At 71.1% G+C, this 26951-nt stretch carries 26 protein-coding genes; 11 read left to right on the forward strand and 15 right to left on the reverse strand.

Annotation, left to right across the window (positions count from 1 at the left end; genetic code table 11):
- Nucleotides 1–92 precede the first annotated feature (92 nt).
- Nucleotides 93–1445 carry a ferredoxin reductase family protein gene (locus ACQPZX_RS27570; RefSeq protein WP_433360929.1) on the forward strand — a complete coding sequence of 451 codons (1353 nt, stop codon included), beginning with the start codon at nt 93–95 and terminating at the stop codon, nt 1443–1445.
- Nucleotides 1446–1964: 519 nt separating this feature from the next.
- Nucleotides 1965–3173, forward strand: a complete 1209-nt coding sequence (locus tag ACQPZX_RS27575) for a polysaccharide deacetylase family protein (protein ID WP_433360932.1) — start codon at nt 1965–1967, stop codon at nt 3171–3173.
- On the opposite strand, the gene ACQPZX_RS27580 is transcribed toward ACQPZX_RS27575, so the two are convergent.
- The 6 genes from ACQPZX_RS27580 to ACQPZX_RS27605 all read right to left on the reverse strand — a co-directional run bounded on the left by ACQPZX_RS27580 (nt 3164) and on the right by ACQPZX_RS27605 (nt 6627).
- The gene (locus tag ACQPZX_RS27580; RefSeq protein ID WP_433360935.1) at nt 3164–4072 is read right to left on the reverse strand and encodes a phosphoribosyltransferase family protein; all 909 of its coding nucleotides are present in this window, start codon (nt 4070–4072) and stop codon (nt 3164–3166) included. The two genes, ACQPZX_RS27575 and ACQPZX_RS27580, sit on opposite strands and share 10 nt — an antisense overlap.
- Entirely contained in the window at nt 4048–4695 is a 648-nt protein-coding gene (locus ACQPZX_RS27585; protein WP_433360937.1) for a dienelactone hydrolase family protein, read from the reverse strand. The genes ACQPZX_RS27580 and ACQPZX_RS27585 overlap by 25 nt, the downstream gene beginning before the upstream one ends.
- 82 nt (nt 4696–4777) lie before the next feature.
- Nucleotides 4778–5050 (reverse strand): YciI family protein, encoded by a 273-nt coding sequence (locus ACQPZX_RS27590; RefSeq protein ID WP_433360940.1) that lies wholly within the window; start codon nt 5048–5050, stop codon nt 4778–4780.
- On the reverse strand, nt 5047–5514 hold the full coding sequence (locus ACQPZX_RS27595) for an SRPBCC family protein (protein WP_433360943.1): 468 nt from the start codon (nt 5512–5514) through the stop codon (nt 5047–5049). The genes ACQPZX_RS27590 and ACQPZX_RS27595 overlap by 4 nt, the downstream gene beginning before the upstream one ends.
- Entirely contained in the window at nt 5498–5830 is a 333-nt protein-coding gene (locus ACQPZX_RS27600; protein ID WP_433360946.1) for an ArsR/SmtB family transcription factor, read from the reverse strand. Before ACQPZX_RS27600 ends, ACQPZX_RS27595 begins: the two co-directional genes overlap by 17 nt.
- Nucleotides 5831–5865: 35 nt before the next feature.
- A complete protein-coding gene (locus ACQPZX_RS27605; RefSeq protein ID WP_433360948.1) occupies nt 5866–6627 on the reverse strand; it encodes an SDR family oxidoreductase in 762 nt (253 codons plus the stop codon).
- A gap of 63 nt (nt 6628–6690) precedes the next feature.
- Here ACQPZX_RS27605 and ACQPZX_RS27610 point away from each other — a divergent pair, with 63 nt between their 5' ends.
- Entirely contained in the window at nt 6691–7590 is a 900-nt protein-coding gene (locus tag ACQPZX_RS27610) for a sigma-70 family RNA polymerase sigma factor (protein ID WP_433360951.1), read from the forward strand.
- Here ACQPZX_RS27610 and ACQPZX_RS27615 read toward each other — a convergent pair.
- The gene (locus ACQPZX_RS27615; protein ID WP_433360954.1) at nt 7502–7990 is read right to left on the reverse strand and encodes a RidA family protein; all 489 of its coding nucleotides are present in this window, start codon (nt 7988–7990) and stop codon (nt 7502–7504) included. The genes ACQPZX_RS27610 and ACQPZX_RS27615 overlap by 89 nt on opposite strands.
- 20 nt (nt 7991–8010) lie before the next feature.
- Here ACQPZX_RS27615 and ACQPZX_RS27620 point away from each other — a divergent pair, with 20 nt between their 5' ends.
- Complete coding sequence (locus ACQPZX_RS27620; protein ID WP_433360957.1) at nt 8011–8937, forward strand: LysR family transcriptional regulator; 927 nt, start codon at nt 8011–8013, stop codon at nt 8935–8937.
- On the opposite strand, the gene ACQPZX_RS27625 is transcribed toward ACQPZX_RS27620, so the two are convergent.
- Complete coding sequence (locus ACQPZX_RS27625; RefSeq protein ID WP_433360960.1) at nt 8900–9775, reverse strand: alpha/beta hydrolase family protein; 876 nt, start codon at nt 9773–9775, stop codon at nt 8900–8902. The genes ACQPZX_RS27620 and ACQPZX_RS27625 overlap by 38 nt on opposite strands.
- 149 nt (nt 9776–9924) lie before the next feature.
- Between ACQPZX_RS27625 and ACQPZX_RS27630 the strand changes: the two genes are divergently transcribed.
- Nucleotides 9925–10485: a QsdR family transcriptional regulator gene (locus ACQPZX_RS27630; protein ID WP_433360963.1), complete on the forward strand. Its 561-nt coding sequence runs from the start codon at nt 9925–9927 to the stop codon at nt 10483–10485.
- Between the two features lie 17 nt (nt 10486–10502).
- On the opposite strand, the gene ACQPZX_RS27635 is transcribed toward ACQPZX_RS27630, so the two are convergent.
- Genes ACQPZX_RS27635 through selA form a run of 4 tightly spaced genes read right to left on the reverse strand, consistent with a single transcriptional unit; the run spans nt 10503 to nt 16753 of the window.
- The gene (locus ACQPZX_RS27635; protein ID WP_433360966.1) at nt 10503–11672 is read right to left on the reverse strand and encodes an MFS transporter; all 1170 of its coding nucleotides are present in this window, start codon (nt 11670–11672) and stop codon (nt 10503–10505) included.
- 10 nt (nt 11673–11682) lie between these two features.
- Nucleotides 11683–13638: a phosphocholine-specific phospholipase C gene (locus tag ACQPZX_RS27640; protein ID WP_433360969.1), complete on the reverse strand. Its 1956-nt coding sequence runs from the start codon at nt 13636–13638 to the stop codon at nt 11683–11685.
- Nucleotides 13639–13692: 54 nt separating this feature from the next.
- Nucleotides 13693–15450 (reverse strand): selenocysteine-specific translation elongation factor, encoded by a 1758-nt coding sequence (gene selB, locus ACQPZX_RS27645; protein WP_433360972.1) that lies wholly within the window; start codon nt 15448–15450, stop codon nt 13693–13695.
- A 4-nt stretch (nt 15451–15454) separates the two neighbouring features.
- The gene (gene selA, locus ACQPZX_RS27650; RefSeq protein WP_433360975.1) at nt 15455–16753 is read right to left on the reverse strand and encodes an L-seryl-tRNA(Sec) selenium transferase; all 1299 of its coding nucleotides are present in this window, start codon (nt 16751–16753) and stop codon (nt 15455–15457) included.
- 181 nt (nt 16754–16934) lie between these two features.
- On the opposite strand from selA, the gene ACQPZX_RS27655 reads away from it, so the two are divergent.
- Nucleotides 16935–17678: an SDR family NAD(P)-dependent oxidoreductase gene (locus ACQPZX_RS27655; protein WP_433360978.1), complete on the forward strand. Its 744-nt coding sequence runs from the start codon at nt 16935–16937 to the stop codon at nt 17676–17678.
- A 4-nt stretch (nt 17679–17682) separates the two neighbouring features.
- On the opposite strand, the gene ACQPZX_RS27660 is transcribed toward ACQPZX_RS27655, so the two are convergent.
- Nucleotides 17683–18096, reverse strand: coding sequence for a hypothetical protein (locus tag ACQPZX_RS27660; RefSeq protein WP_433360981.1), 414 nt, complete (start codon nt 18094–18096; stop codon nt 17683–17685).
- A 45-nt stretch (nt 18097–18141) separates the two neighbouring features.
- Between ACQPZX_RS27660 and ACQPZX_RS27665 the strand changes: the two genes are divergently transcribed.
- Nucleotides 18142–18654, forward strand: a complete 513-nt coding sequence (locus ACQPZX_RS27665; RefSeq protein ID WP_433360984.1) for a DUF4240 domain-containing protein — start codon at nt 18142–18144, stop codon at nt 18652–18654.
- Nucleotides 18655–18742: 88 nt separating this feature from the next.
- On the opposite strand, the gene ACQPZX_RS27670 is transcribed toward ACQPZX_RS27665, so the two are convergent.
- On the reverse strand, nt 18743–19126 hold the full coding sequence (locus ACQPZX_RS27670; protein WP_433360987.1) for a winged helix-turn-helix transcriptional regulator: 384 nt from the start codon (nt 19124–19126) through the stop codon (nt 18743–18745).
- A gap of 48 nt (nt 19127–19174) precedes the next feature.
- On the opposite strand from ACQPZX_RS27670, the gene ACQPZX_RS27675 reads away from it, so the two are divergent.
- The 4 genes from ACQPZX_RS27675 to ACQPZX_RS27690 are packed head-to-tail and all read left to right on the forward strand — an operon-like array spanning nt 19175 to nt 26393.
- Entirely contained in the window at nt 19175–19969 is a 795-nt protein-coding gene (locus ACQPZX_RS27675; protein ID WP_433360990.1) for an SDR family NAD(P)-dependent oxidoreductase, read from the forward strand.
- 10 nt (nt 19970–19979) lie between these two features.
- On the forward strand, nt 19980–23243 hold the full coding sequence (gene fdh / locus ACQPZX_RS27680) for a formate dehydrogenase (RefSeq protein ID WP_433360993.1): 3264 nt from the start codon (nt 19980–19982) through the stop codon (nt 23241–23243).
- Nucleotides 23236–24120 carry a 4Fe-4S dicluster domain-containing protein gene (locus ACQPZX_RS27685; RefSeq protein ID WP_433360996.1) on the forward strand — a complete coding sequence of 295 codons (885 nt, stop codon included), beginning with the start codon at nt 23236–23238 and terminating at the stop codon, nt 24118–24120. The genes fdh and ACQPZX_RS27685 overlap by 8 nt, the downstream gene beginning before the upstream one ends.
- Nucleotides 24117–26393, forward strand: coding sequence for an L-lactate MFS transporter (locus ACQPZX_RS27690; protein ID WP_433360999.1), 2277 nt, complete (start codon nt 24117–24119; stop codon nt 26391–26393). The genes ACQPZX_RS27685 and ACQPZX_RS27690 overlap by 4 nt, the downstream gene beginning before the upstream one ends.
- On the opposite strand, the gene ACQPZX_RS27695 is transcribed toward ACQPZX_RS27690, so the two are convergent.
- Nucleotides 26365–26931 carry a hypothetical protein gene (locus tag ACQPZX_RS27695; protein WP_433361002.1) on the reverse strand — a complete coding sequence of 189 codons (567 nt, stop codon included), beginning with the start codon at nt 26929–26931 and terminating at the stop codon, nt 26365–26367. The two genes, ACQPZX_RS27690 and ACQPZX_RS27695, sit on opposite strands and share 29 nt — an antisense overlap.
- Between the last annotated feature and the right edge of the window lie 20 nt (nt 26932–26951).

Consider the following 26951-nt stretch of genomic DNA (forward strand, 5'->3'; position numbering starts at 1 on the left):
CGCCAACTCCTGTCACCTCCCCGGTTGCGCGGTGAACCCGGTTCCGCTACCTGTGGTACACGCCGGCAACGCCAGCAGCGGGGAGATATCGGATGACAGCCGTGACCCAGCCCCAGACCCGCGCCACCACGACCGCTCGCAGCGCACATATAGCCCTCTGGATCTTCCTGGTCGCCAACCTGGCGATCGTCGAGCTGATGTTCGCGCGCCCGGCCACGCCGGCGCACAACACTCTCACCTCGGTCGGCCGTTTCCTCGGCCTGCATCTCGCTTTCGTCATGGCCCTTCAGCTGCTGCTGATCGCCCGGTTGCCGTTCCTCGACCGGCGCATCGGCATGGACAAGCTCACGACCTGGCACCGCTGGACGGGTTTCACCCTCTTCTGGCTGGTTTTGTTGCACCCAACTTTCGTGCTGCTGGGTTATTCGTCGCTCGACAAGATTTCGTTCTTCGCCGAGATCCCCAACCTTGCCAAGCAGATGCCCGTGCTCCTCGGCATGATCGCCGCCGGGCTGCTGGTCGTGGTCGCCGCGGTCTCGCTGCGCGCCGTGCGCCGCCGGGTTTCCTACGAGACGTGGCACACGCTGCACCTGCTGGTCTACCTGATCGTGACGCTGGGGATCATCCACCAGGTCTACGAGGGATCAGCCTTCAAGACCAACATTTTCACCCAGGTGTACTGGTGGGGGCTGTGGGCTTTCGCGCTCGGCGCCCTGTTCACCGGCCGGTTCCTGACCCCGCTGATCCGCAACGCCCGGCACCAGCTCAAGGTCGCCGCGGTCGTGCCCGAGGCCGACGACGTGGTCTCGGTCTACATGACCGGCCACGATCTGAGCCGCCTCCAGGCCCGGGCCGGGCAGTTCTTCCTGTGGCGCTTCCTCGGCCACAACCCCTGGTGGCAGGTCAACCCGTTCTCGCTGTCCGCGGCTCCCGACGGCCGTTCGCTGCGCCTGACCGCGAAGGGTATCGGCGTCACCAGCGCGGGCCTGCGAAAGTTGCCGATCGGCACGCGCGTGTTCGCCGAGGGACCGTATGGCGCGTTCACTTCCGGTCAGCGCGTCACCGACAAGACGCTGCTGATCGCCGGGGGCATCGGCGTGACACCGATCCGGGCCCTGCTCGAGGACGATCGCCAGCCCGGCGACATCGTGGTGCTGTACCGCGTGCCGGGCCAGGCCGAGGCGGTCCTGCTGGGAGAAATGCAAAACCTTGCTTCCGTACGCGGGGCGAAGCTGCACCTGCTCACGGGCCGCACGGGGGCGGGCGAGCCGCCGAACCAGCCGTTCAGCCCGGAGAGTCTGGTCGCCCTGGTGCCCGACATCGTCGAGCGGGATGTGTATGTGTGCGGTCCGGCGGCGATGACGGACGCGGTGCTGCGGTCGTTGCGGGCGCTGAAGGTGCCGTCCCGCCAGCAGCACGCGGAAACTTTCCGCCTGGCGAGTTGAGCTTGGCAAGGGTGATGAGTTGGCGTGCGCTGCCGACGCCAACTCATCACGATCGGCGACGCCTCCGTGCTTCCGCTCCCGCGCGCTGCCCGCTCCCGCACGCTGCCCGCTGCCGCACGCTGTCTGCTCCCGCACGCTGCTCGCTGCCGCACGCTGCCCGCTGCTCGGTGCCGCACGCTGCCCGCTGCTCGGTGCCGCACGCTGCTCGCTGCCGCACGCTGCCCGCCACCGCACGCTGCCCGCCACCGCACGCTGCCCGCTCCCGCGCGCTGCCCGCTCCCGACCGCGGCCCGCTCCGCCCCTCGCGCGGCCCACGCGCCCCCGCTCGCGCCGGGTCGCCGATCGCGGGCGGATCTTGATGATCTGCGGTTCGGAGCGCGCGGCAAGTCTTCACGTTGCGCGAGCCCCCGCCGGATAAATCAGGATATTTAGTGATGAGGGTGGTGGCGGATTTGGGGTGATTGGGGGCGGTGGGTGCCGTGGGCTGCGGGTTTGCCTCGAGCCGGTAGGGTGCGCCGGGTGATCACGCTGAATCGGCGACGGGTCGTGCTCGGGGCCGTCTGTGCGGGGCTGGTGGCGCTGCCGGCCGTGGGTGGCTGGAGCGCCGAGCGGGCTCTGCGCACCGCCGCGCCTTCGGCATCGCCTTCCGCGTCGGTCGATGCAGCCGGGGCGCCGACGCTCGATCCCGCCGCGACTGCCGGGCCGGTCGGCTTTCCGTCGGGCGGGCCGTCAGGCGGCTTGGGCGCGCCGGGCGCCGGCGCGGGCCCGGGTGCCGTGGTCGGGTCGGGCTCGGTTCCGGGAGCGCCGGGCAACAGCGGAACACCCGGGGGCGGAACACTCGGGGGCGGAACACTCGGCAACCAGGGCAACGGCGGGACACAGGAGGGACCGGGGATCGGCGGCGCACCCGGACAACCGGGCTACGGCGGTACGCCCGGAGCGGGCCTGGGCGGGACGCAGGGGCCGCTGGGCTACGGCGGGGTCGCGGGTGGGCCGGCTCTTGACCCGAGTCTCGGGGCGCCCGTCGGGTGGAAGCTCAGCGACATCCCGGCCTTTCCGCCCCGCCCGGCGCCGGAGCCGATCGTGCTGCCGGACGGGGATCAGGTTCCGTATCTGTCGCGGGTGCCGGTTACGCAGCCGGTTGCCTTTCTGACCATGGATGACGGGTATCTCAAGAACCCGGAGGCCTTGAAACTTTTCGCGGCGGCCGGGATTCCGGTGACGCTGTTTCTCACTACCGAGGCTATTCAGGACAACGTGGCGTTCTTCGACCGGCTGCGGAGCTACGGCGCGGTGATCGAGGCGCATACGATCTCGCATCCGGAGCTGGCGGGTAAGTCCTACGGCTTCCAGCGGCGGCAGATCTGCGACGGCACCGACCAGCTCGAGCAGTGGTACGGACGCCGGCCGGTGCTGTTCCGGCCGCCGTTCGGGGACAAGGACTCGACCACGCTGCGGGTGGCCAAGGAGTGCGGGATCAAGGCGGCCTTCATGTGGAAGGAAACCGTCGACAAGGGGATCGTCCGCTACCAGGAGGGCAAGTCCGTTCAGCGGGGCGACATCATCCTCATGCATTTCCGGCCGGCGTTCGTGAAGGATTTCCTGGCCGCGCTGCGGGCGATCCACAAGGCGGGGCTCACCCCGGCGCTGCTCGAGGACTACGTGCCGCTCGGCCAGGGGCCCCCGCAGTATCCGGGGCGCACGCCGGGCGTACAGGATCAGGTGTGAGCGAAACCGCTCATCGCCAGCGCGACGTCCTCGTCGGTGAGCTGGTGGAAGTCGTCGTACCACTGACCCACCGCGCGGAATGACGGCGGGACGCTCAGGCAGATGACCGTGTCGGCGTCGGCGGCGAGACTTTCCGCGGCCTGTGGGGCGCAGACGGGCGCGGCCAGGATGGTGCGGCGCGGGGACTGGTCGTGCAGCCACCGCAGCGCGGCGCGGGCGGTCACGCCGGTGGCCAGGCCGTCGTCGACCAGGATGACCGTACGGCCGGTGGCCGCCGGGGCGGGACGGCCCTCGCGGTAGCGGCGGACGCGGCGCGCCAGCTCGGCGCGCTCCTTGGTGACGGTGTCGGCCAGGTCGTCCTCGGTGATGCCCAGGAACGCCAGCGAGCCCTCGTCGAAGACGGGAGGTCCGTCCTCCGCGATCGCGCCGACGCCGAACTCGGGGCGGCCGGGAGCGCCGATCTTGCGGGCGAGGACGATGTCGAGGTCGCCGCCGATGCGGGCCGCCACCCGGACCGCCACCGGGACTCCCCCGCGTGGCAGGGCGAGCACGAGCGCCGGCGAGGTGTCCGGAACGGACGACGGCGAGGTGTCCGGAACGGACGACGGCGAGGTGTCCGGAACGGACGACGGCGAACGGTCGTGACCGGGCGCCCGCAAAGAGTCGTGACCGCGCGCCGGCGAGTGATCGCGACCAGGCGCCGGCAAGGGGTCGTAACCACGCGCCGGCGAGGGGTCGTGACCGGGCGACGGCGAGTGACCGCGACCAGGCGCCGGCAAGGGGTCGTGGCCGGGCGCCGGCGAGGGGTCGTGGCCGAGGCGGCGGGCGACCTCGTGGCCGAGCAGGCGGCCGGCCTCGTCGCGGTCGGCGAAAACTATCGGAGATGCGTCGCGAACCATGTCCCGGCCTCCTCGGAGACGATCTCCAGGGCGCCGGGCTCCTCGAACAGGTGCGTGGCGCCGGGGACGATCCGCAGCTCCGCGTCGACGGTCATCGTGTTGCGGGCCTGTTCGTTGAGCTCGACCACGGGAAGGTCCCGCTCACCCACGATCAGCAGCGTCGGCACCTCGACCTGGATCAGCGCCGGACCGGCCAGGTCGGGGCGGCCGCCGCGGGACACGACGGCGGCGATGTGCTCGCGGTGGGACGCGGCGGCGACCAGGGCGGCGGCCGCGCCGGTGCTGGCGCCGAAGAGGCCGACCGGCAGGCTGCGGGTCTCCGGGTGCTCGCCGAGCCAGTCGACGAGGCCGATCAGGCGGTCGGCGAGCAGGCCGATGTCGAAGCGCAGGTCGCGGGTGCGGGCGTCCTCGACCTCCTCCTCGTGGGTCAGCAGGTCGACGAGCAAGGTGCCGAGGGAGCGCCGGTTGAGCGCGGCGGCCACCATGCGGTTGCGCGGGCTGTGCCGGGAGCTGCCGGTGCCGTGCGCGAAGACGACCACGCCGTGCGCACCGGGCGGCAGGACCAGATCCCCCTCGAGCTGGGTTCCCGCGGTCGGGAAATGCGTGGTGGTCGCCGTGGTCATGACGGGGTTCTCCCTCCGGGGCGCGATGGCCTCGACTACCGCGTACCCCCGGAAAGAAGTCCCATACGTCTGACTTGGCGGATCAGGAGTAGATCTCGTTCCAATCGCGGATCTCGTGACTGCGGACGACGCCGTTGAGGAGGAACGGGTCGCCGTCGACGAACTTCTCGGCGGCCGCACGGGAGGCGAAAACGGCCATCGAGCCATCTTTCGCGATGTTGTCGAAAGTGCCGACCATCAGCAGGTCGCCGGACGCGTGGAACTCGTCGAGCCGGGCCTTGTGCGCCGGGAACAGCGCGGTCGCCTTCGCCGCGAAGTCGTCGGCGGTCTGGTAGAGAACGACGGCGAGCTTCATGCGTTGGCCACCGCCGCGTACGCCTGCAGGGTGCCGTTCCAGGCCTCGGGACCTTCGAAAGTTTCCCGCATCGCGGCGGCGTCGGCGCCGAAGGCGTCCAGGTCACGGTGTTCCAGCCGTACGCGGGTGCGGTCGTCGCCCTCGGGCTGGAAAGTCACCTCGACGGTGGTCACGAAATCGTCGTGGAATTTCCAGTCGGCGGCGATCTGCCACGTTACGACCAGGCGGGACGGCGGCTCCCAGGCGGTGACGACGCCGGTGGACGTCTCGGTGCCGTCCTCGTGGCGGGTGAACCAGCGGCCGCCGGTGCGGGGCTCGATGACGATCTCCGCGATCGGCGCCGAGCCGATGTGGTGCTTCGCCGGCCACCACGAGGTCATCTCCGCGGTGAACAGCTCGAAGGCGCGAGCGGGTGGCACGTCGACGACGACCTCCCGGCGTACGGCCTCAGTTGTCCCGATCATGGTCTGGTTTCTCCCGATCCTGGTTGGCGTGCTGCTGAAAGGCCGCAAGCGACCGTTCCCAGAACCCGTCGAGGTGCGCCCGCAGGACCGCCAGCCCGTCCGGGTCGACCGAGTAGAGGCGGCGGGTGCCGTCCTGCCGGTCGGTGACGAGGCCGACGTCCTTGAGGACCTTGAGGTGCTGGGAGACGGCCGGGCGGCTGATCGGCAGGACGCCGGCGAGCTGGCCGACCGCGAGTGGTCCGTCGGCCAGCCGCTCGAAGATCGCCTGCCGGGTCGGGTCGCCCAGCGCGGTCAGCATCGCGGTTGCGTTCGTCATGGCTTACCGTAAGCTACGACTTACCGAAGCCGCCGTCAAGCTCTGATCTTGAGGAAGTCCTCCCAGGTCACCGTGCCGAGGTCGGCGTCCGGTCCGGGCAGGACGGCGCCATCGCGTACGGCCTTGTAGGCGCCCCCGGCGGCGCGCACGGGCAGCACCGCGCGACGGCGGCCGGTGGCGTGCAACCACATCCGGAACAGCTCGGTCATCGGGTAGACCCGCGGCCCGGCCAGGTCAGGGCGCACGCCGGCGGGCCCACCGAGGGCGAGGCCGACGAGGTGGCGCGCGACCTCGGCGGTCTCCACCGGCTGGAAGCGCACGCCGGCGAGGGCCGGCATCACAGGAAGTTTCGCGGCGGACTCGGCAACTTTCCAGGTGAGGTCGTGGAACTGTGTCGCGCGCAGCGTCGTCCAGGGCAGGCCGGACTTCTCGATGACGACCTCGGCGGCCCGCTTGCGCTCGAAGTATCCGAACATTCCACGGTCGATCGCGCTGTGAACCGGAATCCACTCGCAACCTACGACCGACACGTAGACGATGTGCGGCTTGCGGGCGCGGCCGGCCGCGCGTACGAGATGGGCTGCTTTTTGATCGTCGTTCTTCGGGCTGCCGGCCAGGTGCAGCACCGTGTCGACCCCGTCCAAGGCCTCGTCGAGGCCGAGGCCGGTCTCCAGGTCGCCGGTCACGTGGCCCGGGAGCGTCTGGCGGGTCAGGATGCGCACCTCGGCGCCGGCCTCCCGCAGCAGCGGGATCACGTGCCGGCCGAGGGTGCCGGTACCACCGGTCACCAGAAACATGACTTCTCCTCTTTCGCGTCTCGGGTTTCCCGCATGACACCCGGCGGCGCGAAGATGTGACCGATGCATTTGCTGACGGACGATTTCGAGGCGGAGCGACCGCGGTTGCGCGCGGTTGCCTACCGGATGCTCGGCTCGTTCAGCGAGGCCGACGACGCGGTGCAGGAGGCGTGGCTGCGGGCCAGCGGCGCGGATGCGGAAAGTGTCGCGAACATTCCGGGCTGGCTCACCACGATCGTCGGGCGGGTCTGCCTCAACGTGCTGCGCGGCCGCCGCAACCATCCCGAGGTGCGGATGCCGGACCCGGTGGTGAGCCTGCCGTCGGGGCCGGACCCGGAGCAGCAGGCGCTGCTGTCCGACGAGGTCGGCGTGGCGCTGATGGTCGTGCTGGACACGCTCGGGCCGGACGAGCGGCTCGCGTTCGTGCTGCACGACCTGTTCGCGGTGCCGTTCGATGAGGTCGGCGCGCTGCTCGACCGCAACGCCGCGGCGGCCCGGCAATTGGCGAGCCGGGCGCGGCGTCGGGTGCGCGAGCAGGCGCCCTCCCCCGATCCCGATCTCGGCCGGCAGCGCGAAATTGTCGACGCCTTTTTCGCGGCCGCGCGCGAAGGGGATTTCGACCGGCTCCTCGAGGTGCTCCACCCCGACGCCGTGCTGCGGGCCGACGGTGGACCCGGCCGTCCGCAGTTCACGGCGGTGCTGCGTGGCGCCCGCGGCATCGCGGAGCAGGCGACCGGGTTCGGCCGGTTCGCGCCCTACGCCCGCCCGGCGCTGGTCAACGGCGCGGCCGGGCTCGTCATGGTGGCGGGCGGGCGCACCCTGACCGTGATGGCGCTGACCGTGCGCGAGGGGCGGATCGTCGCGATCGACGTCCTCAACGACCCGGAGCGGCTCCGGACGCTGCCGGTGCCGCCGCTGTCACCTCCACCTCCAGCACCGCCCCCTCCAGAAACAGTCCGCTGACCTGCACGGTCGTGCTCGCCGGCGGTGGGGTGCCGGCTCCGCCGAAGAGGCGGCGGCGGACCGCGCCGTAGGCCGTCAGATCGCCGAAATCGGTCATGAACGTGCGGATGTGCAGCACGTCGGCGAAGGTCGCGCCATGCGCCGCGAGCAGCCCCCCGATGATCTCGAAGATCCGCTCGGCCTGCCCGGCGGCGTCACCGGGCGCGAAAACTTTCCCTTCGTCGTCGACCGCCACCTGCCCGGCCAGCATCAGCAGAGCGCCGCCGTCGAGGTCGAGGCGGGCGACGTGAGCGAACCGGTCTCCGAAAGGCGCGGCGACAGTTTCCGGGTTGTCGAGCGTGAGTTTCATACGGGCAACGCTAAATTCTCGCGAGCGATGCGGCCAACGAATGTCCGGCATGGCTGGCATGCTTCGACGGCATGGACACCCAGCTCCTGGCGATCTTCCGGACGGTCGCGCACCTCGGCTCGATCACGGCCGCCGCGCGCCGCCTCCGGTACACCCAATCCGCGGTCTCCCGGCAGATCGGCGCCCTGGAGGCGGAACTGGGCAGCCGGGTCTTCGACCGGCTGCCGCGCGGGGTCACGCTGACCGAGGAGGGTCGCGCCCTTCTCCCGTACGCGTCGCAGGTGCTCGACGGGCTCGACAGCGCCCGCCGTGCGGTCGAGGAGGTGCGGTCCCTCGGCAGCGGGCGGTTGCGGGTCGGCGCCTTTCCCACGGCGGTCGCGGCGCTCGTGCCGGCGGCGCTGGCGAGCTTTCGCGAGGCGTACCCGGAAGTGGGTCTGACCTTGGTCGAAGGCCTCACGCCGGGGCTGCTGGAACGGCTCGCCGCCGGCGAAGCGGACGTCGCCGTGGTGAGCTCCTCGCCGGCCGGGCCGCTCGATCGCGCCCGCTTCGAGCTGCGGCATCTGCTCGACGAACGGATGCTGGTCGCCGTCGCTCGCGGCCATCGCCTCGCGCGGCGCCGCACGGTCCGCCTCGACGAGCTGGCCGGTGACGCCTTCATCGCCGGGTCGGCCAGCGCGGAGGAGACGCTGTTGCGGGCCTCGTTGCCGTCCGGCTTTCGCCCGCGGATCGAAATCACCGCGGCCGAGTGGACCGGCAAGCTCGGGTGCGTGGCCGCCGGCCTGGGCGTGGCGCTGATCCCCGCCCTGGCCGCCGGCCGCGTCCCGCCGGGCATCGCGGTGCTGCGGCTCCACCCGGACGACGAGTCGGTCCGGCACATCTACGCGGCCACGCCGCCCGGCCGGAGACTTTCCCCCGCGGTCACGCGATTTCTGGAGCACCTGACGACGGCGGCGATGCCCTTCAGCCGCGGTGCGGGCAGTTCGTCTCGTAGTCGCTGACGCCGCTGCCGGACGGGCCTGGGCAGAGGAACTGTTCGTAGCGGGTGTCGTCGTCGACGAAACGCTTCAGCCACGCGACGCTGGTCGAGGCGATCGTGGTGTTCGGAATGTTGGGCGCGAAATGCGACGCGCCGGCCAGCTCGAGATAGCCCTTGTCGGCGGTGGACGGCAGGCTCGCGAAGAACCGGTCGGAGTGCTGGCGCACCGGCGCGATCGTGTCCGACTGCGCGCCGATGATCATCGTGGGAACGGTGACGGCGGAGAAGCTCTTGGTCAGATCCCATGGCGTGAGCGGGACCGCGGCCTGCAGCGACGGGCGGCTCTTGGCGGCCTCGAGGGTGCCGCCGCCGCCCATCGAGTGACCCATCACGGCGAGGCGGTTCTTGTCGATTTTCGCGCGGGCGTTGCTGCTGCCGGTGAGAAAGTCGAGCGCGGCGAGCAACTCGCGGCCCCGCTGGGCCGGCTGGTCCGAGGTGGTCAGGGTGTCGATGTTGAAGACGACGAAGCCCTGCGAGGCGATTCGCGGCGCCAGCCAGGCGAGGCTGCTCCGGGTGGCGGTGAAGCCGGGCGCGATCGCTACCGCGCCGAAAGTGCCGGCGCTGGTTTCGTTCGGGGCGTAGATATCGCCGCCGCCGAAACCGGTGACGCTCGTGCGCGCAACATTCGTCCGGGTGATCGCGAACGGGCCGTTGGCGGCGCGGATGCTCGCGGCCGACGGGTCGGGACCGCGGCGGAACGAGGCGGTGGCGGCGCCGGCGTCCGGCACCAGGGTGAGTGCGGCGCCGGCGATTGCCAGGCCGGCGAGCGCGGCGACCACGTTGCGTGTCCTGACCTGCATGATCTCTCCCGGTGGTGTTGGAGATGCGATTGGCCCGCAGTACGGATCGCTTTCCGGGATTCGTTCGAGGATCCGCGAGGCGTGAGACGGCTGTCGCAGGTCGGTGAACCGGCGGCGCCGTCGCGGGGTATACGGGCCGGGAGGGCGCGGTGAAGACTGAGAATTCCCGCCGGGTGATCGCCCCGGGCGCGGTGGTGCGCGGCGCCGTGCGTCAGTTCCAGGTCAGGGGATCGCTCGACATGGATCTGCTGGCGACGCAGCTGGCGATCAGCCGGGCCACTCTCTATCGGATCGTGGGCAGCCGGGATGCCCTGCTCGGGGACGCGTTGTGGGCGCTGGGACGGCGGACGCTCGACCGGGCGCGGGCGGCGCGGAAGCAGTCCGGGGTGGATGGCGTGATCGAGGTGTCGCGGCGGTTCGCGGACCGGTTGTGGAGCGCGCGGCCGATGCGGCGGTTCGTGGCCGAGGAGCCGTCGACGGCGGCGCGGGTGCTGTTCACGCCCTCGGGTGAGGTGCATCGGCGGGCGGTGCTGGCGCAGCGCGACATTTTCGTGGAGGCGGGGGTGGCGGCGGAGGGCGATCTGCTTCCGCTGGCATTCCTCTACGTGCGCATCATGGAGTCGGTGCTGTACGGGGAGTTGTTCAGCGGGCGGCGGGTGGATTTCGCGGTGGCGGAGAGGCCGTTGCGGGCGCTGCTCTCGGGAGCTTGAGGGCCGCCCGCGTGCGGTCAGGCTGTGGTGGGCGCGCTGGTGTGGCGGCGGGCCAGGGCCAGGGCGGCGCCGGCGGCCAGGAGGATGGCCAGGGCAGCGAAGCCGTACGTCAGGCTGGTGAGCGTGGCGACCCCGGCGACCAGGAGCGGGCCGCCCGCGTCGCCGAGCTCGCGCCCCAGCTCGGCGGCGCCCATGGTCTGGCCCAGGCGTTCGGGCGGGGTGTTCGCGGCCAGGGCGGCGAACCCGAGCGGGGTGATGAGACCCGTGCCGGCGCCGATCAGCGCGGCGGAGATCAGCACCCCGGCCAGGCCGGGCAGCATGGCGGCGGCCAGGCCGGCGGCGGCCAGCAGCAGGCCCGCGGTCAGGCCGGTGCGGGTGGTCAGGCGGCCCGCGTCGAGAGCCCGGCCGGCGCGCGGCTGGACGACGGCCGCGCACAGGGCCAGAACGGAGACGGCGGCGCCGGTCGCGACGGTGCCGAGGCCGGCCTCGCGGCCGGTGACGGGCAGGAAGCCGACGCCGACGGACAGCGCGGCGGTGGCGGCGGCGAGGGCGGCGGTCGGGCCGAGGAACGCGGGGGCGGTCAGGCGGCGGGCGAGGTCGAGGACGGTCTGCCGCTTCTTGGGCAGCGGCGGGACGACCGGGACGGCCACCAGCGCCCAGACCGCCACGGCCACGGCCAGCACGGTGAGGACCGCGAAAAGCAGCCGCAGGCCACTCGCCCACACGAGAAGGCCGCCGAGCAGGGGGCCAAGGGTGTAGCCGATCGACTTGTAGAAGCCGTACGAGCCGAACGCGCGCCCGTGTTTCGCGGCCGGGTTGAGGCGGGCCACCAGAGCGGAGGCGGCCGGGGAGAACGCGGAGGCGGCGGCGCCCTGGCCGAGGCGGGCGGCCCACAGCCAGCCGGGGCTGTCGGCGAGCACGTAGACGGCCGACGCGAGCGCGAAGGCGACCAGGCCGCCGAGCAGCAGCGGGCGGGCGCCGACGCGGTCGGCGAGACTGCCGAAGACCGGCTTGAGCAGGACCTCGGCGCCGTCGTAGAGGGCGAGCAGGCCGCCGAGGACGAGCAGCGAGGTGACCGCGTCGTCGGAGAAGCCACCGAGGTTCGCGGCGATCGCGTGCGCGCCGAAGGCGGTGGTGAAACCCGCGGCGTAGAGCGGCCACATCTGCCGCCGCGGGGTCACGGTCATGCGGGGAAGACTACGGCTGGCTGACTCCCGGCGTGCCGTCCTCGACGCTGCCGACCAGCCGGCGGACATACGCGGGGTCGAGGTCGCTGGTCAGGGAGATGTCGTACCAGCCGTCGCGCAGTGGGAGGTGGCGCACCTGGCTCTGGCCGGGGTTCAGGCGGATGACGGTGCGCTCCCCGCCGTACGCGTCGACGAGAACGACCCGTGCGGCGCGGGCGGAAGGATTCGCCAGGGTGAGTCGCGCGTTCCTGATCGCCGGCTCGACGCCGGCGGCGCGGAAGCGGCGCAGAAAGCCGTTGGGGCCGTGCACGGTGACGTCCGCGTCGGCGGGCCACGCGCCGGTCAGGTGGGTACGGGTGGCGGCCGTGAAGGTGCGCGGCTCCCCGCCCGGCGTCGTCGTGTGGAAGACGGCGCCGGCCTTCCCCCGGCTCGCGAAAGTCAAGGTCAGTTCGCCCCCGCCGAAACGGGCGTCCACAGCCAGGTCGTAGGGCAGCGGACGGGCCGCCCGCACGCCGCGCTCGGGCCGGGGAAGCTTGGGATCGGCGGGCGGCGTCGGCACGTAGTCGGGATGGCGGTCGCGGTCGGCCGGGGCGTACCCGGCGGTGTCGGGCAGTCGCGGCGCGGCCGGACGTGTCTTGCGGAAGTCGAAGGCGGCCGTCAGGTCGCCGCAGACGGCGCGCCGCCACGGCGAGATGTTGGGCTCGTGGACGCCGAAGCGCTTCTCGATGAAGCGGATGATCGAGGTGTGGTCGTAGACCTCGGAGCAGACGAAACCGCCGGTGCTCCAGGGCGAGACCACCAGCATCGGAACGCGCTGGCCGAGACCGTACGGGCCGGCGATGTGGCCGTTGGAGGCCGGCAGAAACTCGTCGCGCAAGTCCACCGTGGAGTTTCCGGCGGTCGGGTAGGCCGGGACGGCGTGGTCGAAGAAGCCGTCGTTCTCGTCGTACGTGATGAGCAGGACCGTCCGCGCCCACACCTTGGGGTCGGCGGTCAGCGCGTCGAGGACGTTCGCGATGTACCAGGCGCCGTAGTTCGCCGGCCAGTTCGGGTGTTCCGTGTAGGCCTCGGGGGCGGCGATCCAGGAAACTTTCGGGAGTTTGCCGGTCAGCACGTCCTCGTGGAGGATGCGGAACATGTCGTCGCCGCCCTTGAGGTTCGTGCCGGTGCGCGCCTTGTCGTAGAGCGGCGAGCCGGGGGCGGCGTTGCGGTAGGCGTCGAAGTACAGCAGCGAGTTGTCGCCGTAGTTGCCGATGTACGGGTCGGAGGTCCAGCCCCAGAAGCCGGCCGCGTCCAGACCGTCGCCGGCGTCCTGGTAGATCTTCCACGAGACGCCGGCCGCCTCGAGCCGCTCGGGATAGGTGGTCCAGCCGTACCCGAGCTCGTCGTTCGTGACGACCGGCCCGCCGCCCGTCCCGTCGTTGCCGGTGTAGCCGGTCCACATGTAATAGCGGTTCGGGTCCGTCGGACCCATCAGCGAGCAGTGGTACGCGTCGCAGATCGTGAACTGGTCGGCGAGGGCGTAGTGGAACGGGATGTCCTCGCGGGTCAGGTACGCCATCGTGGTCGCCGACTTGGCCGGCACCCACCGGTCGTAGCGGCCGTGGTCGAAGGCGTCGTGGCCGTCGTTCCAGCCGTGCGGCAGGTCCTCGAGGAAGGCCAGACCCAGGTCGTCGATGTCGGGGCGGAACGGCAGCACGCCGTCCTGATGCCACACCGACTCGCCGTCCGGCTTGGTCACCGGGGTGCGGTCGCCGAAGCCGCGTACGCCGCGCAGCGCGCCGAAGTAGTGGTCGAACGACCGGTTCTCCTGCATGAGGACGACGATGTGCTCGACGTCGGCGAGGGTGCCGGTGCGGCGGTCGGCCGGGATGGCCGCGGCCCGGGCGATGCTGGGCGAGAGGGCGGTCATGGCGGTCGCGCCGGCGGCCAGCCCCAAGAATCCACGACGATTGATCCGATCCATGCCGGTCAGTCTCGGCGCGGTGTCCTGAACGGCGGGCGGCGGCCAGGCGAAGTTCTACTGAGGGTCTGCGTTCGGCGAGATGATTCGACGGTCGTCTTCCTGCCGTGCCGTGAGCCCTTTCCGGTCGAGAAACTCCAGCAGGGGCACGGCTACGCGGCGCGTGGTGTCGAGCGCCTTGCGCGCCTCGCTGAGCGTGAAGGGCTGGGAAAGTTTCCGCAGCTCTTTTGCGGCGTGTTCGGGGGCGCCGGCTTTCAGGACGACGTTGGGGGCGAGCTGCACCAGGAGGCCGGCCCGGACGGCGGCGGCCAGCTGGCGGGCGCCCAGGCCGTGGCCGGCGAGGTCGTAGGCCTCGGGGGCGGTGAACGGGCCCTTTCCGGCGAACGCCTTGTCCACGGCGTTCTGCAGCTCGGCCGGGATGCCTTCCTGCCCGGCGACGGTGACCCGGCCCGACCGGATCGCCAACGGTGGCTTGACGAGGGCTTCCACCAGGGCGCGGTCGGGAAGCTCCATCCGGTGGCGCAGGGCCTCCAAGGGGATGCCGGGCTCCAGGGGGTGCTCGGACTTGTAGAGGGCCACCACCTGTGGCAGGCGCTCTTCCAGGGCGGCCCAGTGGGTCGGATCGGCGAACCACTCCCCGGCCAAGGGAGCGCGGTCGATGGGGACGCCCATGGTGGTGAGGTCGTCGCGCCTGATGAGGTGGCGACGGCGTAGCTCGGCGGCGAGGTCGGGCGTGCCGGTCTCGCCGGCCAGCTCGGCGGCGCGGGCCGCGGCGGCGCCCCGGCGGGACAGGCCGGGCGGGGCGACGTCCAGGACGGTGACGCCGCCGGCTATGTGGCGGCGGCCCGGGTCGCGCAGCAGGGCACGGTCGCCCAGGCGCAGCGGGAGCGGGTGGGACAGGCGCAGGCGGGCGGTGTCGGGGCCTAGCGGGCGGACTCTCGCGGGGACGGCCGCCGATCCGATGTGGAGGGTCAGGGTGGCGGGGAGCTCCTTGGCCGGGTCGCCGTGAATGCGCACGTCGATGAGGTCGGTGAGGCGGAAGAGGCCTGGGGTCAGGAGGGCGTTGCCCCGGGCGGCCCGGTCCTTGTCGGTGCCGCGGAGGTTGATGGCGACCCGGGACACGGCGGTCACCTCGGTCTGGGGTTCGCCGAGAGTCTGGAGGCCGCGGACGCGGACGGTTTCGTCGCCCAGCCGGAATTCGTCGCCGACCCGGACGGCGCCGGCGCCGAGGGTGCCGGTCACGACCGTGCCGGCGCCCTTGATGGTGAAGGCGCGGTCGATCCACAGGCGGACGGGAGTTTCGCTCTGTGGGGTGGGAAGTTTCGCTACGAGGCGGTCGATGGCCGCTCTCAGGTCGTCCAGGCCTTCGCCGGTGGGGGCGCTCACCGCCACCGACTCGGCGCCGGACAGGGTGGTGCCGGCAAGTTTCGCGCGGGCCTGCGCGGTTGCGGCCGCGGGATCGGCGAGGTCGGCGCGGGTGACGACCAGCAGGCCGTGGCGGACGTCGAGGGCGTTCAGGGCGGCCAGGTGCTCGGCGGACTGCGGCATCCAGCCCTCGTCGGCGGCGACGATCACGAGGGCGGCGGGGACGGGGCCGACGCCGGCAAGCATGTTGGGCACGAAACGTTCGTGGCCGGGGACGTCCACGAACGCGACAGTTTCGTTGTTCGGTGTCGTGGTCCAGGCGAAGCCCAGGTCGATCGTCATGCCGCGGCGGCGTTCCTCGGCCCAGCGGTCCGGTTCCATGCCGGTCAGGGCGCGGACCAGGGTGGACTTGCCGTGGTCGACGTGGCCGGCGGTGGCGAGGACGTGCATTTCGCTACAAGTTTCCGGCTACACGGAGAACGGCGGTCACGACCTCGGCGTCGGCCTCGGTTGGGATGCAGCGGAGATCCAGGAGGAGTTGTCCGTGCTCCACTCGGCCGACGATCGGTGGCGTGGTGGTGCGCAGGCTTTCGGCGTACGTGTGCGGAAGCGAGAGTGACCAGCTGCGGAGCTGGACGTCCGGGGCGCCGCCGCCACCCACGACGGCCTTCGATGCGACGACCGTGACGGGGACGCCCTGCTCGGCCAGGCTGTCGGCCGCCTTGCGGGTGCGGGCCTCGAGGGTGGACTCGTCGATGCGGAGGGCCTGCCAGGTGGGTGTTTCGGGGCCGGTCAGGGTGGCCTGGAGGGCGGCGAGGGTGAGCTTGTCGACGCGAAGGGCGCGGGCCAGGGGGTGGCGGCGCAGGCGCTCGATGAGGGTGGCGTCGCCGAGAAGGAGGCCGGCTTGGGGGCCGCCGAGGAGTTTGTCGCCGCTGGCGGTGACCAGGGCGGCGCCCTTGCGGAGGCTGGTGGTGGCGTCGGGCTCGCCGGGCAGGAGCGGGTCGGGTTGGAGCAGGCCGGAGCCGATGTCCGCGACAATCGGCAGGCCTAACGTGGAAAGTTCTTCGATACTTGCGTCGCTGGTGAACCCGCTGATGACGAAATTGGACGGGTGGACTTTCAGGATGAAGCCCGAGTCCGGATTTATCGCCTTTTCATAGTCTCCTACGGATGTGCGGTTCGTGGTGCCGACCTCCTTGAGGCGGGCGCCCGTGGATTCCAGGAGGTCGGGCAGGCGGAAGCCGTCGCCTATCTCCACCATTTCGCCGCGGCTCACGATGATTTCCTTGCCGCTTGCCAGGGCGGTGGCGGCCAGGACCAGGGCGGCGGCGCCGTTGTTGACCACGTGCACGTCGGCCGCGTCGGGGACGGCGCCGGCCAGGGCGGCCAGGGCGGTGCGGCCGCGACGGGCCCGGCGGCCGGTGTGCAGGTCGAGCTCCACGTCGGTGTACCCGGCCGCTGCGGCGACCGCCTTTCGCGCGGCGTCGGAGAGCGCGGCGCGGCCGAGGTTGGTGTGCAGGACGACACCGGTGGCATTGAGGACCGGCCGGAGGCCGCCGGCGGTGCTGGGGAGCGCTTGCACGGCGGCGTCGGCGACCTGGTCGGGCGCGAGCTCTCCGGCGCGGGCGCGCTGCTGGGCGGCGACGACGGCGGCCTTGACGGCCACACGCCCGATCCTGGCGGCGGCGTCGGCCAGGCGAGGGTCGGCCAGGACCACATCGGTACGCGGCACGCGCCGCCGCGGATCCGTCATCGCTCGAATCTATCCGCGAACTTTCGCGGGCGCGCTTTCTCAGCCGGCTCACGCCCGCGTGTCTCGCGCGGCGCCCCGACGGCCGGCCGCTGCCGCCCGCCCGGCGCTCGGGGCCGCCTGGCGGAATGCCAGGTCCGATCGCCGCCAGACCGGCGGTTGATCAAGCGGCAGGCTTCTGGGCATGAGCAACGGACTTGAAGGCAAGAGGGCGCTGGTCACCGGCGGTTCGCGGGGCATCGGGGCGGCTATCGCGCTGAGGCTGGCGGCGGACGGGGCCGACGTGGTGCTGACCTGCCGGGAGGATCTGGCCGGTGCCGAGAAGGTGGCGGCGCGGATCCGGGAGCTGGGACGGCGGGCCATGGTGGTGCGGGCCGACAGCGCTGACGCGGCAGCGGTCGTCACGGCGGTGGACCGGGCCGCCGAGGAGTTCGGGCGCCTCGACATCCTGGTGAACAACGCGGGAGCGTTCCTGGTGGGGCCGCTCGAGGAGCTCGGGCTGGACGACTTCGAGCAGACAGTCGCCGTGAACGTGCGGGCGCCGTTCGTGGCGTCGCAGGCGGCGGTGCGGCACATGGCGGCCGGTGGGCGGATCATCAACATCGGCAGCAACATGGCCGAGCGGGCAGTGTTCCCGGGGTTCGCGCTCTACTCGATGAGCAAGACCGCGCTCGTCGGGCTGACCAAGGCACTCGGGCGGGAGTTGGGGCCGCGGGCGATCACCGTCAACCTGGTGAACCCCGGGCCGACCGACACCGACTCCAATCCGGCCGACGGACCGGCCGCCGAACAGATCGGGGCGCTCACCGCGCTCGGGCACTACGCCGAGCCCGGCGACGTGGCGGCGGCGGTGGCTTTCCTCGCCGGGCCGGAGGCGCGCTACCTCACCGGCGCGACCGTCAATGTCGACGGCGGATTCACCATCTGATCGGTCAGGAGACCCAGCAGTAGAGCGAGGCGCCGGCCCGGGCCGCCTCGGTGGCCAGGCCGGCGACCTCGGAGACCAGCTCGGCGGCGAGCGCCTCGTCGATCTCCTCGCCCTCCTCGGCACGCAGGTCGAGCCATTGGTCGGTGACGTCGGCGAGCTGGTCGCGGGAGGCGGCGGCGAGGGCGGCGGTCAGCGCGGACGGGAGCAGCAGGACCAGGGGCTCGTCGTCGTCGCCGGCGACGACCTCGCCGCCCCCGGTGTCGCCACCGGTGAAGATCTGCTCCCATTCCTCGATCGTGGAGAAGACGTCGAAGTTGCCGTAGGAGGCCGTCTCGTACTCGTCGGAGGGGCCGTCCTCGAGAACGTCGGCCGCCGCGTCGTCGTCGGGCGCGACGAAAAATTCGATGATCGAACTCACGCGGCGATTATCGATGACGAAGATCGCCGTCGCTACACTCCGCCGGTGACTGAGCAGAAGTTGCCCACGGCGGCGGACGAGGCACGATTCTGGGCGCTGGTGGAGTCGGCGTGGGAGGCACTCGGGCCGGAGGCCGCGGCGTTGCGCCGGGCGACGGTCGCGGGCGAGGCCGCCGACCCGTACGCGCTCGACAAATGGCTCAACCCGTTTCTCGCGCAACTTCGCGTGGTGAGCGCGCAACTTTCCCAGCAGGACCTCGTGGACATCGACCGGGTGGTGGAGCGAAAGCTCTACGACATCGACCGCGCCGACATCCAGGCGGTCACCGACGGCTCGGACGACGGTTTCCTGTACTGCCGCGGCTACATCGTGGCGCTGGGCCGCGAATTCTACGAGGCGGTCAGCGCAGATCCGGAGCGGGCGATCGAGGACGCCGAGTGCGAGTCGATTTGCTACTTCTTCGCGCACCTGCACGGCGAGCGTTTCGGCGGCTGGCCGCAAACGGGCTCGGGCATCACCCGCGAATCCGTCAGCAACCCGGCCGGCTGGCCCGCCTGACGGCACCCGCCCAAGATCAGGCAGCCGGCCCAGACCAGGCGGCCGGCCGAGATCAGGCCGGCGGCCCACATCAGGCCCGCGGCCGACGTCAGGCGGGCGGGCGGTTCGCCCAGTCGACGGACCAGTCGGCCAGGGCGGACAGCGGGGCCAGCAGACTCTCGCCGAGCGGGGTCAGGCGGTACTCGACGCTCGGCGGGACGCTCGGGAAGACCGTTCGCGAAACCAGGCCGTCGGTTTCCAGGTTTCGCAGCGTGCGGGTGAGCATGCGCTGACTGATGCCCTCGATGGTGCGGTGCAGCTCGTTGTAGCGATAAGGGCGCTGCCCCAGCAGCGACAGCACCAGCACCGTCCATTTGTCGCTGAGGCGGCGGAAGACGAAAGTCACGGGGCAACTTTCGTGCTCGGCGACCGGCACCGGCGCCGGCAAGACGTGCGCGAGCATCGAGGGCACACCGGTGTTCGCTGCCGACATCAAACTGCCTTCTTTCCGCTGGCCGGGCGGTACTCGACGATCGTATGCATGACGAAGACGATCGTGGTCAGCGGCGGGACGGACGGCATGGGCCGGGCCATCGCGCTGGCGAGAGCAGCCCGGGGCGACGAGGTCATCACCCTCGGCAGCAACCCCGTCAAAGGCGCTGAAACCCCCAATTTCGTACGGGTGGACCTGAGCGACCTCGAGGACACGCGAAACGCGACCGCCGCCATCGCGGAGAAGTGGCCGAAAATCGACGCCCTTCTCCTGTTCGCCAATCGGCAGGCGCCCCGCCGGGAGGAGACCAAACAGGGTTTCGAGAAAACTTTCGCGCTCTATTACCTGTCCCGCTACCTGCTCGGTCGCGACCTGCGCCCCAACCTCGACCGCTCCGGAAACCCCGTCATCGTCAACGTGGCCGGCGTCGGCATCACCAAGGGCGGCATCGCCTGGGACGACCTCCAGCTGACCAGCGGTTACAGCATGCTCCGCGCCCAGCTCCAGGCCGGCCGCTGCAACGACCTTCTCGGGCTGATCCAGCGCCCGAACTACGTCCTGTGCCACCCGGGCTTCACCCGCAGCGGCGATCTCACCCCGCTGCCGAAGCCCCTGCGAGCGGCCATCAGGATCGCCGCGAAACTCAAGGCGCAGCCGGTGGAGAACGCCATACGCCCGATCCACGACTGGATCGACGACCCGCCGGCCGACCCGCTCACCGCCGTCGATCGCGGCCGGAAACTTTCTCTCGACCTGCCTAGGCTGCGCGAGGCGGACGCTCATCGACTCGCCGGCGCGACCGAACGGCTTCTCCACCGTGCGGGGGCCGCCGGCAGCCGCTAGGGTCGATGCCGTGGGCGTCCGGACCTGGATCGAGGGCTGGCCGGTCTACCGGCAGCTGACCGGGACCGACCCGCTGGGCCGTGGCGCGGCCGCCCAATCCGAGCGGTCCAAGACCCTGACTCCGCGCACCGAGACCGCCGACCGGGTCGCCAGGAGCGTCTGCCCCTACTGCGCGGTCGGCTGCGGTCAGCGCATTTTCGTGAAGGACGAGAAAATCGTCCAGATCGAGGGCGACCCGGACAGCCCGATCTCGCGCGGCCGCCTCTGCCCCAAGGGGTCGGCCAGCCTCAGCCTGGTCACCAGCGACCGCCGCCAGCAACACGTGCTCTACCGCCGGCCGTACGGGACGCAGTGGGAACGGCTCGAGCTCGAGACGGCGATGGACATGATCGCCGACCGGGTGCTCGCCGCCCGCGACGCGACCTGGGAGGACGAGGACGAGAAGGGCCGGCCGCTGAACCGGACGCTCGGCATCTCGAGCCTGGGCGGGGCGACGCTCGACAACGAAGAGAACTACCTCATCAAGAAACTTTTCACGGCTCTGGGCGCGATCCAGATCGAGAACCAGGCGCGTATTTGACACTCCGCCACCGTCCCCGGTCTGGGGACCTCCTTCGGCCGTGGCGGGGCCACCAGCTTCCTCCAGGATCTGGCCAACGCCGACTGCATCATCATCCAGGGCTCGAACATGGCCGAGGCACACCCGGTTGGGTTCCAGTGGGTGGTCGAGGCCAAGAATCGTGGCGCGAAAGTTTTCCACGTCGACCCGCGGTTCAGCCGGACGAGCGCGATCGCGCACACCCATGTGCCGGTGCGCGCGGGGGCGGACATCGCGTTCCTGGGCGGGGTGGTCAACTACATCCTGAGCAACGAGAAGGATTTCCGGGAGTACGTCCTCGCGTACACCAACGCGTCCATGATCGTGAGTGACGACTTCAAGGACACCGAGGACCTGGACGGCCTGTTCTCCGGCTTCAACCCAGAGACCAACACGTACGATCCCTCGTCCTGGACCTATGCGGGGCACGAGGAGCACGTCGGCGACCACGGTGACGCGCATGTGAGCCGGGAGACGGGCGCCGGCCTGCAGCAGGAGTCGCACGGGCCGCCGATCCCGGGTGACGTGCCCCGGGACCTCACGCTGCAGGACCCCCGTTGCGTGTACCAGATCCTCAAGCGGCACTACGCGCGCTACACCCCCGAGGTCGTCGAGCGGCTCTGTGGCGTACCCGAAGATCTTTTCTTGAAGGTCTGCGAAGCCTGGACGGAGAACTCGGGCCGGGAGCGCACCACCGCACTGGTGTACTCGGTGGGGTGGACGCAGCACAGCGTGGGTGTGCAGTACATCCGCACCGGCGCGATCATCCAGCTGTTGCTGGGCAACATGGGACGGCCCGGCGGCGGGGTGCTCGCGCTGCGCGGCCACGCCAGCATCCAGGGGTCGACCGACATCCCGACGCTGTTCAACCTGCTGCCCGGCTACCTGCCGATGCCGCACCACGAGAAGCACGAAACTTTCCAGCAATGGGTCGACGAGATTCGCCACCCGGGGCAGAAAGGTTTCTGGGCGAACGCGGAGTCCTACGCGGTCAGCCTGCTCAAGGCGTACTTCGGCGGCGCCGCGACCGAGGACAACGACTGGGGCTTCGACTGGATCCCCCGGCTCACCGGCGATCACGGCACCTATCAGCAGGCACTTTCCATGATCGACGGAAAGATAAAGGGGTACTTCCTGCTCGGCCAGAACCCGGCGGTCGGGTCGGCGCACGGCCGCGCCCAGCGCCTCGGCATGGCCAACCTGGACTGGCTGGTGGTCCGCGACCCGTACATGATCGAGAGCGCGACCTTCTGGAAGAACGGCCCCGAGATCGAGACCGGCGAAATCACTCCGGAAACTTGCCGCACCGAAGTTTTCTTCATGCCGGCCGCCTCGTACGCCGAGAAGGAAGGCACCTTCACCCAGACCCAGCGGATGCTGCAATGGCGCGAGAAAGCCGTCGAGCCGCAGGGCGACGCGCGCAGTGAGCTGTGGTTCTTCTACCACCTGGGCCGGCGCGTCCGGGAGCGGCTGGCCGATTCGGTGCTGCCGCGCGACCAGGGCCTGCGCAACCTGACCTGGGATTACGGCATGACCGGCGCACGCGGCGACGAACCCGACAGCGAGGCCGTCCTCAAGGAGATCAACGGGTACGACCTGACCACCGGCCGCCTGCTCTCCGGGTTCGCCGAGATGAAGCCGGACGGGTCGACCTCGGGCGGCTGCTGGATCTACAGCGGCGTGTTCAAGGACGGCGTCAACCAGGCCAACCGGCGCAAGCCCGGCCGCGAGCAGAACTGGGTCGCGGGCGAGTGGGGCTGGTCGTGGCCGGCCAACCGCCGCACGCTCTACAACCGGGCGTCCGCCGACCCGGAGGGCAATCCGTGGTCCGAGCGCAAGGCGTACGTGTGGTGGGACGCCGACAAGGAAGAGTGGACCGGCGAGGACGTACCGGATTTCGAGAAAACGAAGCCGCCCTCGTACCGCCCGCCGGAAGGCGCCAGCGGGGTCGCCGCGATCTCCGGGGACGACGCGTTCATCATGCAGGGCGACGGGAAGGGCTGGCTCTACGCGCCGTCCGGGCTGATCGACGGGCCGATGCCGACGCACTACGAGCCGGCCGAGTCGATGGTGCGCAACCCGCTCTACGGCCAGCAGGCGAACCCGACGCGCAAGGTCTACGAGCGCGAGGACAACCCGACCAATCCGAGCCCGCCCGAGCAGCACAGCGACGTCTTCCCGTACGTCTTCAGCACCAGCCGCCTCACCGAGCACCACACCGCGGGCGGGATGAGCCGGCAACTCGCGTATCTTTCCGAGCTGCAGCCGGAAATGTTCGTGGAAGTTTCGCCGCAACTTGCCGCGGAACGCGGGCTCACCCACCTCGGCTGGGCACACATCGTCACCGCGCGCGCCGCCATCGAGGCCAAGGTTCTGGTGACGTCGCGCCTCACGCCGTTGCGCGTCGAGGGCCGTATCATCCACCAGCTCTGGCTGCCCTACCACTGGGGTTCCGAAGGGCTCGTCACCGGCGACTCGGCGAACGACCTTATCGGCATCACGCTCGACCCCAACGTCCTGATCCAGGAGAGCAAGGTCGGCACCTGCGACATCCAGCCCGGCCGGCGCCCGATCGGCAAGGCATTGCTCGCGTACGTCGAGGGGTATCGTCGCCGCGCCGGGCTGATCCCCGGCCACCACACGCCGATCGTCACCACCGGGGACGCCGATGGCTAACAGCCTGTACGGACCGCTCGACCCGGCGCCCGACGCCGGCTACGAGGACGCGCCGCCGCGGATGGGGTTCTTCACCGACACGTCGGTGTGCATCGGGTGCAAGGCATGCGAGGTGGCCTGCAAGGAGTGGAACGCGATCCCGGACGACGGGTTCGACCTGCTCGGGCAGTCCTACGACAACACCGGCGGGCTGTCGGCCAACACGTGGCGGCACGTCGCGTTCATCGAGCAGCCGGCAACCTCCGAGCCGGTCTTCCTGGGCATGCCGGGAACGGAGCTGCCCGGCGCCGACCCGGAGGCCGAGCGCACCGATTTCCGCTGGCTGATGATGTCCAACGTGTGCAAGCACTGCACGCACGCGGCCTGCCTCGACGTCTGCCCCACCGGGTCGTTGTTCCGCACCGAGTTCGGCACGGTCGTGGTGCAGGAGGACATCTGCAACGGCTGCGGGTACTGCGTGACAGCGTGCCCGTACGGTGTCATCGACCGTCGCGAGGGCGACGGGCGCGCCTGGAAATGCACCCTCTGTTATGACCGGATCGGCGACGGGCTGACGCCGGCCTGCGCGCAGGCGTGCCCAACGCAGTCCATTCAGTACGGTGAGCTCTCCGAGTTGCGCATACGCGCGGAAGAACGTGTCGAGAAACTTCAGGCCGAGGGTGTGTCGTCGGCGAAGCTCTACGGCCATTCCGACGACGACGGTGTGGGCGGGGACGGCGCGTTCTTCCTGCTGCTGGACGAGCCCGAGGTGTACGGGCTGCCGCCCGACCCGGTAGTGACGACGAAAGATCTGCCGGACATGTGGAAACGCGCCGGAATGGCGGCGCTGACGATGGCGGGCGCGGTGGTCGTCGCGTTCCTGGGGAGGCGTGGATGAGCCCCCGCGCCGATCGCCCGATGGTGCCTCGCGCCGACTTCAAGTCGTACTACGGGCGGTCGATCGTGCGCCCGGCGCCCTGGACCCACGACGTCGCGGCGTACCTGTTCACCGGCGGGCTCGCGGCCGGGTCGGCGCTGCTCGCCGCGGGCGGGCAGGTCACCCGGCGGCCACGGATGCGCCGGGCGGGACGGGTCGCGGCGCTGGGCGCGCTCGCGGCGAGCGGATATTTCCTCGTCGCCGACCTCGGCCGGCCGGAACGTTTCCACCACATGTTGCGCGTCGCGAAACCAACCTCGCCGATGTCGATGGGCACCTGGGCGCTGTCCGCCTTCGGCGCGGCCGCCGGGGCCGCGGCGCTGTCCGAGGCGGCACCCCTGGTGCCGTCACGTTTCGTGCGGCGGGTGGCGCCGCCGGTCGGGGCGGCGGCCGGGCTGGGCGCGGCGGCGGTCGCTCCGGTGGTAGCGACCTACACCGCCGTGCTGCTGGCCAACACGGCCACGCCCAGCTGGCACGCGGCGTACCCGGAACTGCCCTTTGTCTTTGCCGGGAGCGCGCTGGCGAGCGGCGCGGGCATCGGGTTGATCGCGGATCCGGCGCCGCCGGCCCGGCGCATGGCGGTGCTGGGCGCGGCCCTCGAGCTGTACGGCGCGCGCCGGATCGAGACGACGAAGGGGCTGCTCAGCGAGCCCTACACCACCGGACAGGCCGGAAAGTTCCTGCGGGCCGGGCGCGCGCTGACCGCGATCGGCGTGGCCGGGGCGGTGCTCGGCCGGCGCAGCCGGGTGGTGTCGGCGCTGTCCGGGCTCTCGCTGCTCACGGCCTCGGCGCTGACCCGGTTCGGCATCTTCGACGGCGGGATGGCGTCGGCGCGCGACCCCAAGTACACCGTGGTGCCGCAGCGGGCCCGCCTGGCATCGAAGGTTGACGATCTTCAAAAGGGGGAAACCCCGGGGGGGTTAGTTCTGGCACGCCGCCGACAGGAGGTCGAGATGGCGACGTCGAGCAACCCCAACCCCACCCGGGGCCGATGGTGGATCGTGGTAGCCGCCGTACTCGTGCAGCTCGCGCTCGGGGCGGTCTACGCGTGGAGTGTGTTCAACAAACCCCTGCAGGAACAGTTCGGCTGGAGCAAGACCGAGGCGGTGCTGCCGTTCGAGGTCGCGATCGGCACCATCTTCATCGGCAGCCTGATCGGCGGGCGCATCCAGGACCGGTACGGGCCCCGGCCGGTCGCGTTCGGCGGGGTCGCCCTCTACTCCCTCGGCACGATCCTCGCCTCGCTGGTCTCGTCGTCCGACCAGCTGTGGCTGCTCGTGCTCACCTACGGCGCGATGGGCGGCATCGGGCTCGGTGCCGCCTACATCACGCCGATCGCGATGCTCGCGAAATGGTTCCCCGACCGGCGCGGCCTGATCACCGGGATCGCGGTCGCCGGCTTCGGGTTCGGCGCGGTGGTCACGGCGCCGGTCGCGAAAGCGCTGCTCGGCAACACCGACGACAAGCCCAGCGTGTTCCTGCCGCTGGGCATCGCGTACCTGATCGCCGGGGTCATCGGCGCAACTTTCTTCCGCAACCCGCCCGAGGGTTACGCGGTGCCCGGCTTCGTGCCGGCGTCGACCGGCAAGGCGGTCGCCGGGACCCGCGTCTACACGCTGCCCGAGGCGCTGCGCACGCGGCAGTGGTACATGCTCACCGCGATCCTCGCCCTCAATGTGACCTGCGGCATCGGCTTCATCTCGCAGGCCGCCGACTCCGCGGAGGACATCGCCGGGGTGGCGGCGACAACGGCCGCGACCATGGTCGGCGTGCTGGGCCTGTTCAACGGCGGCGGGCGCATCTTCTGGGCGTGGCTCTCCGACCGGATCGGCCGCATGCAGGCGTTCCTCGGCATGCTGGCGCTGCAGGCGATCTGCTTCGCGATCCTTCCGTTCGCCACGGCGTTCGCCCTGTTCGCGATCCTGGCCGCGCTGATCTACCTGGCGTACGGCGGCGGCTTCGGCACGATGCCGGCGACGGCGGCGGACTACTTCGGCACCCCCAACGCCGGCGCGGTCTACGGCGCGATGATCGTCGCGTGGAGCATCGGCGGCGTGGTCGGCCCGCTGCTGACGGCGGCCCTGTACGAGGCGAACGACCAGAGCTACACGCTGCCGTTCCTCGTGCTGGCGGCCGTGGCGCTGGTGTCGCTGGTGCTGCCGCTCGTGACGAGGATGCCCTCGGCGCCGGCGGCCGAGCCCGCCGCTACGGAAGAAACTGCTCCTCGAGCTTGATGACGGAACCACGCTGGACGGTCAGCCAGAACGGCAGGACCGAGATGTGCGGGGCGTCCAGCGTGATTCCCTCGTGGTGCTTCTCGAGGAAGGCGGGGAGCGCCGCGAACTTGATCGTCTTGGTGTCGGTGCCGCCGAGCGTGGCCAGCACCACGCATTTCGCGTCGGCGGCCACCGGCAGCGTGCGCAGCTTCTTGTTGTTGTTGATGATCATGTAGTCGTTGTCGGGGCCGTCGGGCTGGTCGGGGTGCTCCTTCTTCCACTCGGCCTTGGCGGCGTCGCCGGTCAGGAACTCGATCAGGTCGAAGGTGACGGTGTTCTTGGCGGTGTCCAGGCCGGTGAGGTAGACGGGGCTGCGGCCGTCGGGCAGGACCGGCGACGGCGCGGCGGAGGTCGCCGGGGTCCCGGGGGCGTCGCCCGCGCCGGCCGTGGCACTGGCGGAGCCGGCCGGGGCCGCCGTGCCGCCCGCCTTCGTGGAGCCGCTGCAGCCGCCGAGGGCGAGGCCCAGGGCGACGCACACCACCAGAATCCGCTTCATGGCCGTAGAGTCTGCCTGCC

Source organism: Actinoplanes sp. CA-142083 (assembly GCF_050942195.1).
Classification (GTDB): Bacteria; Actinomycetota; Actinomycetes; order Mycobacteriales; family Micromonosporaceae; genus Actinoplanes.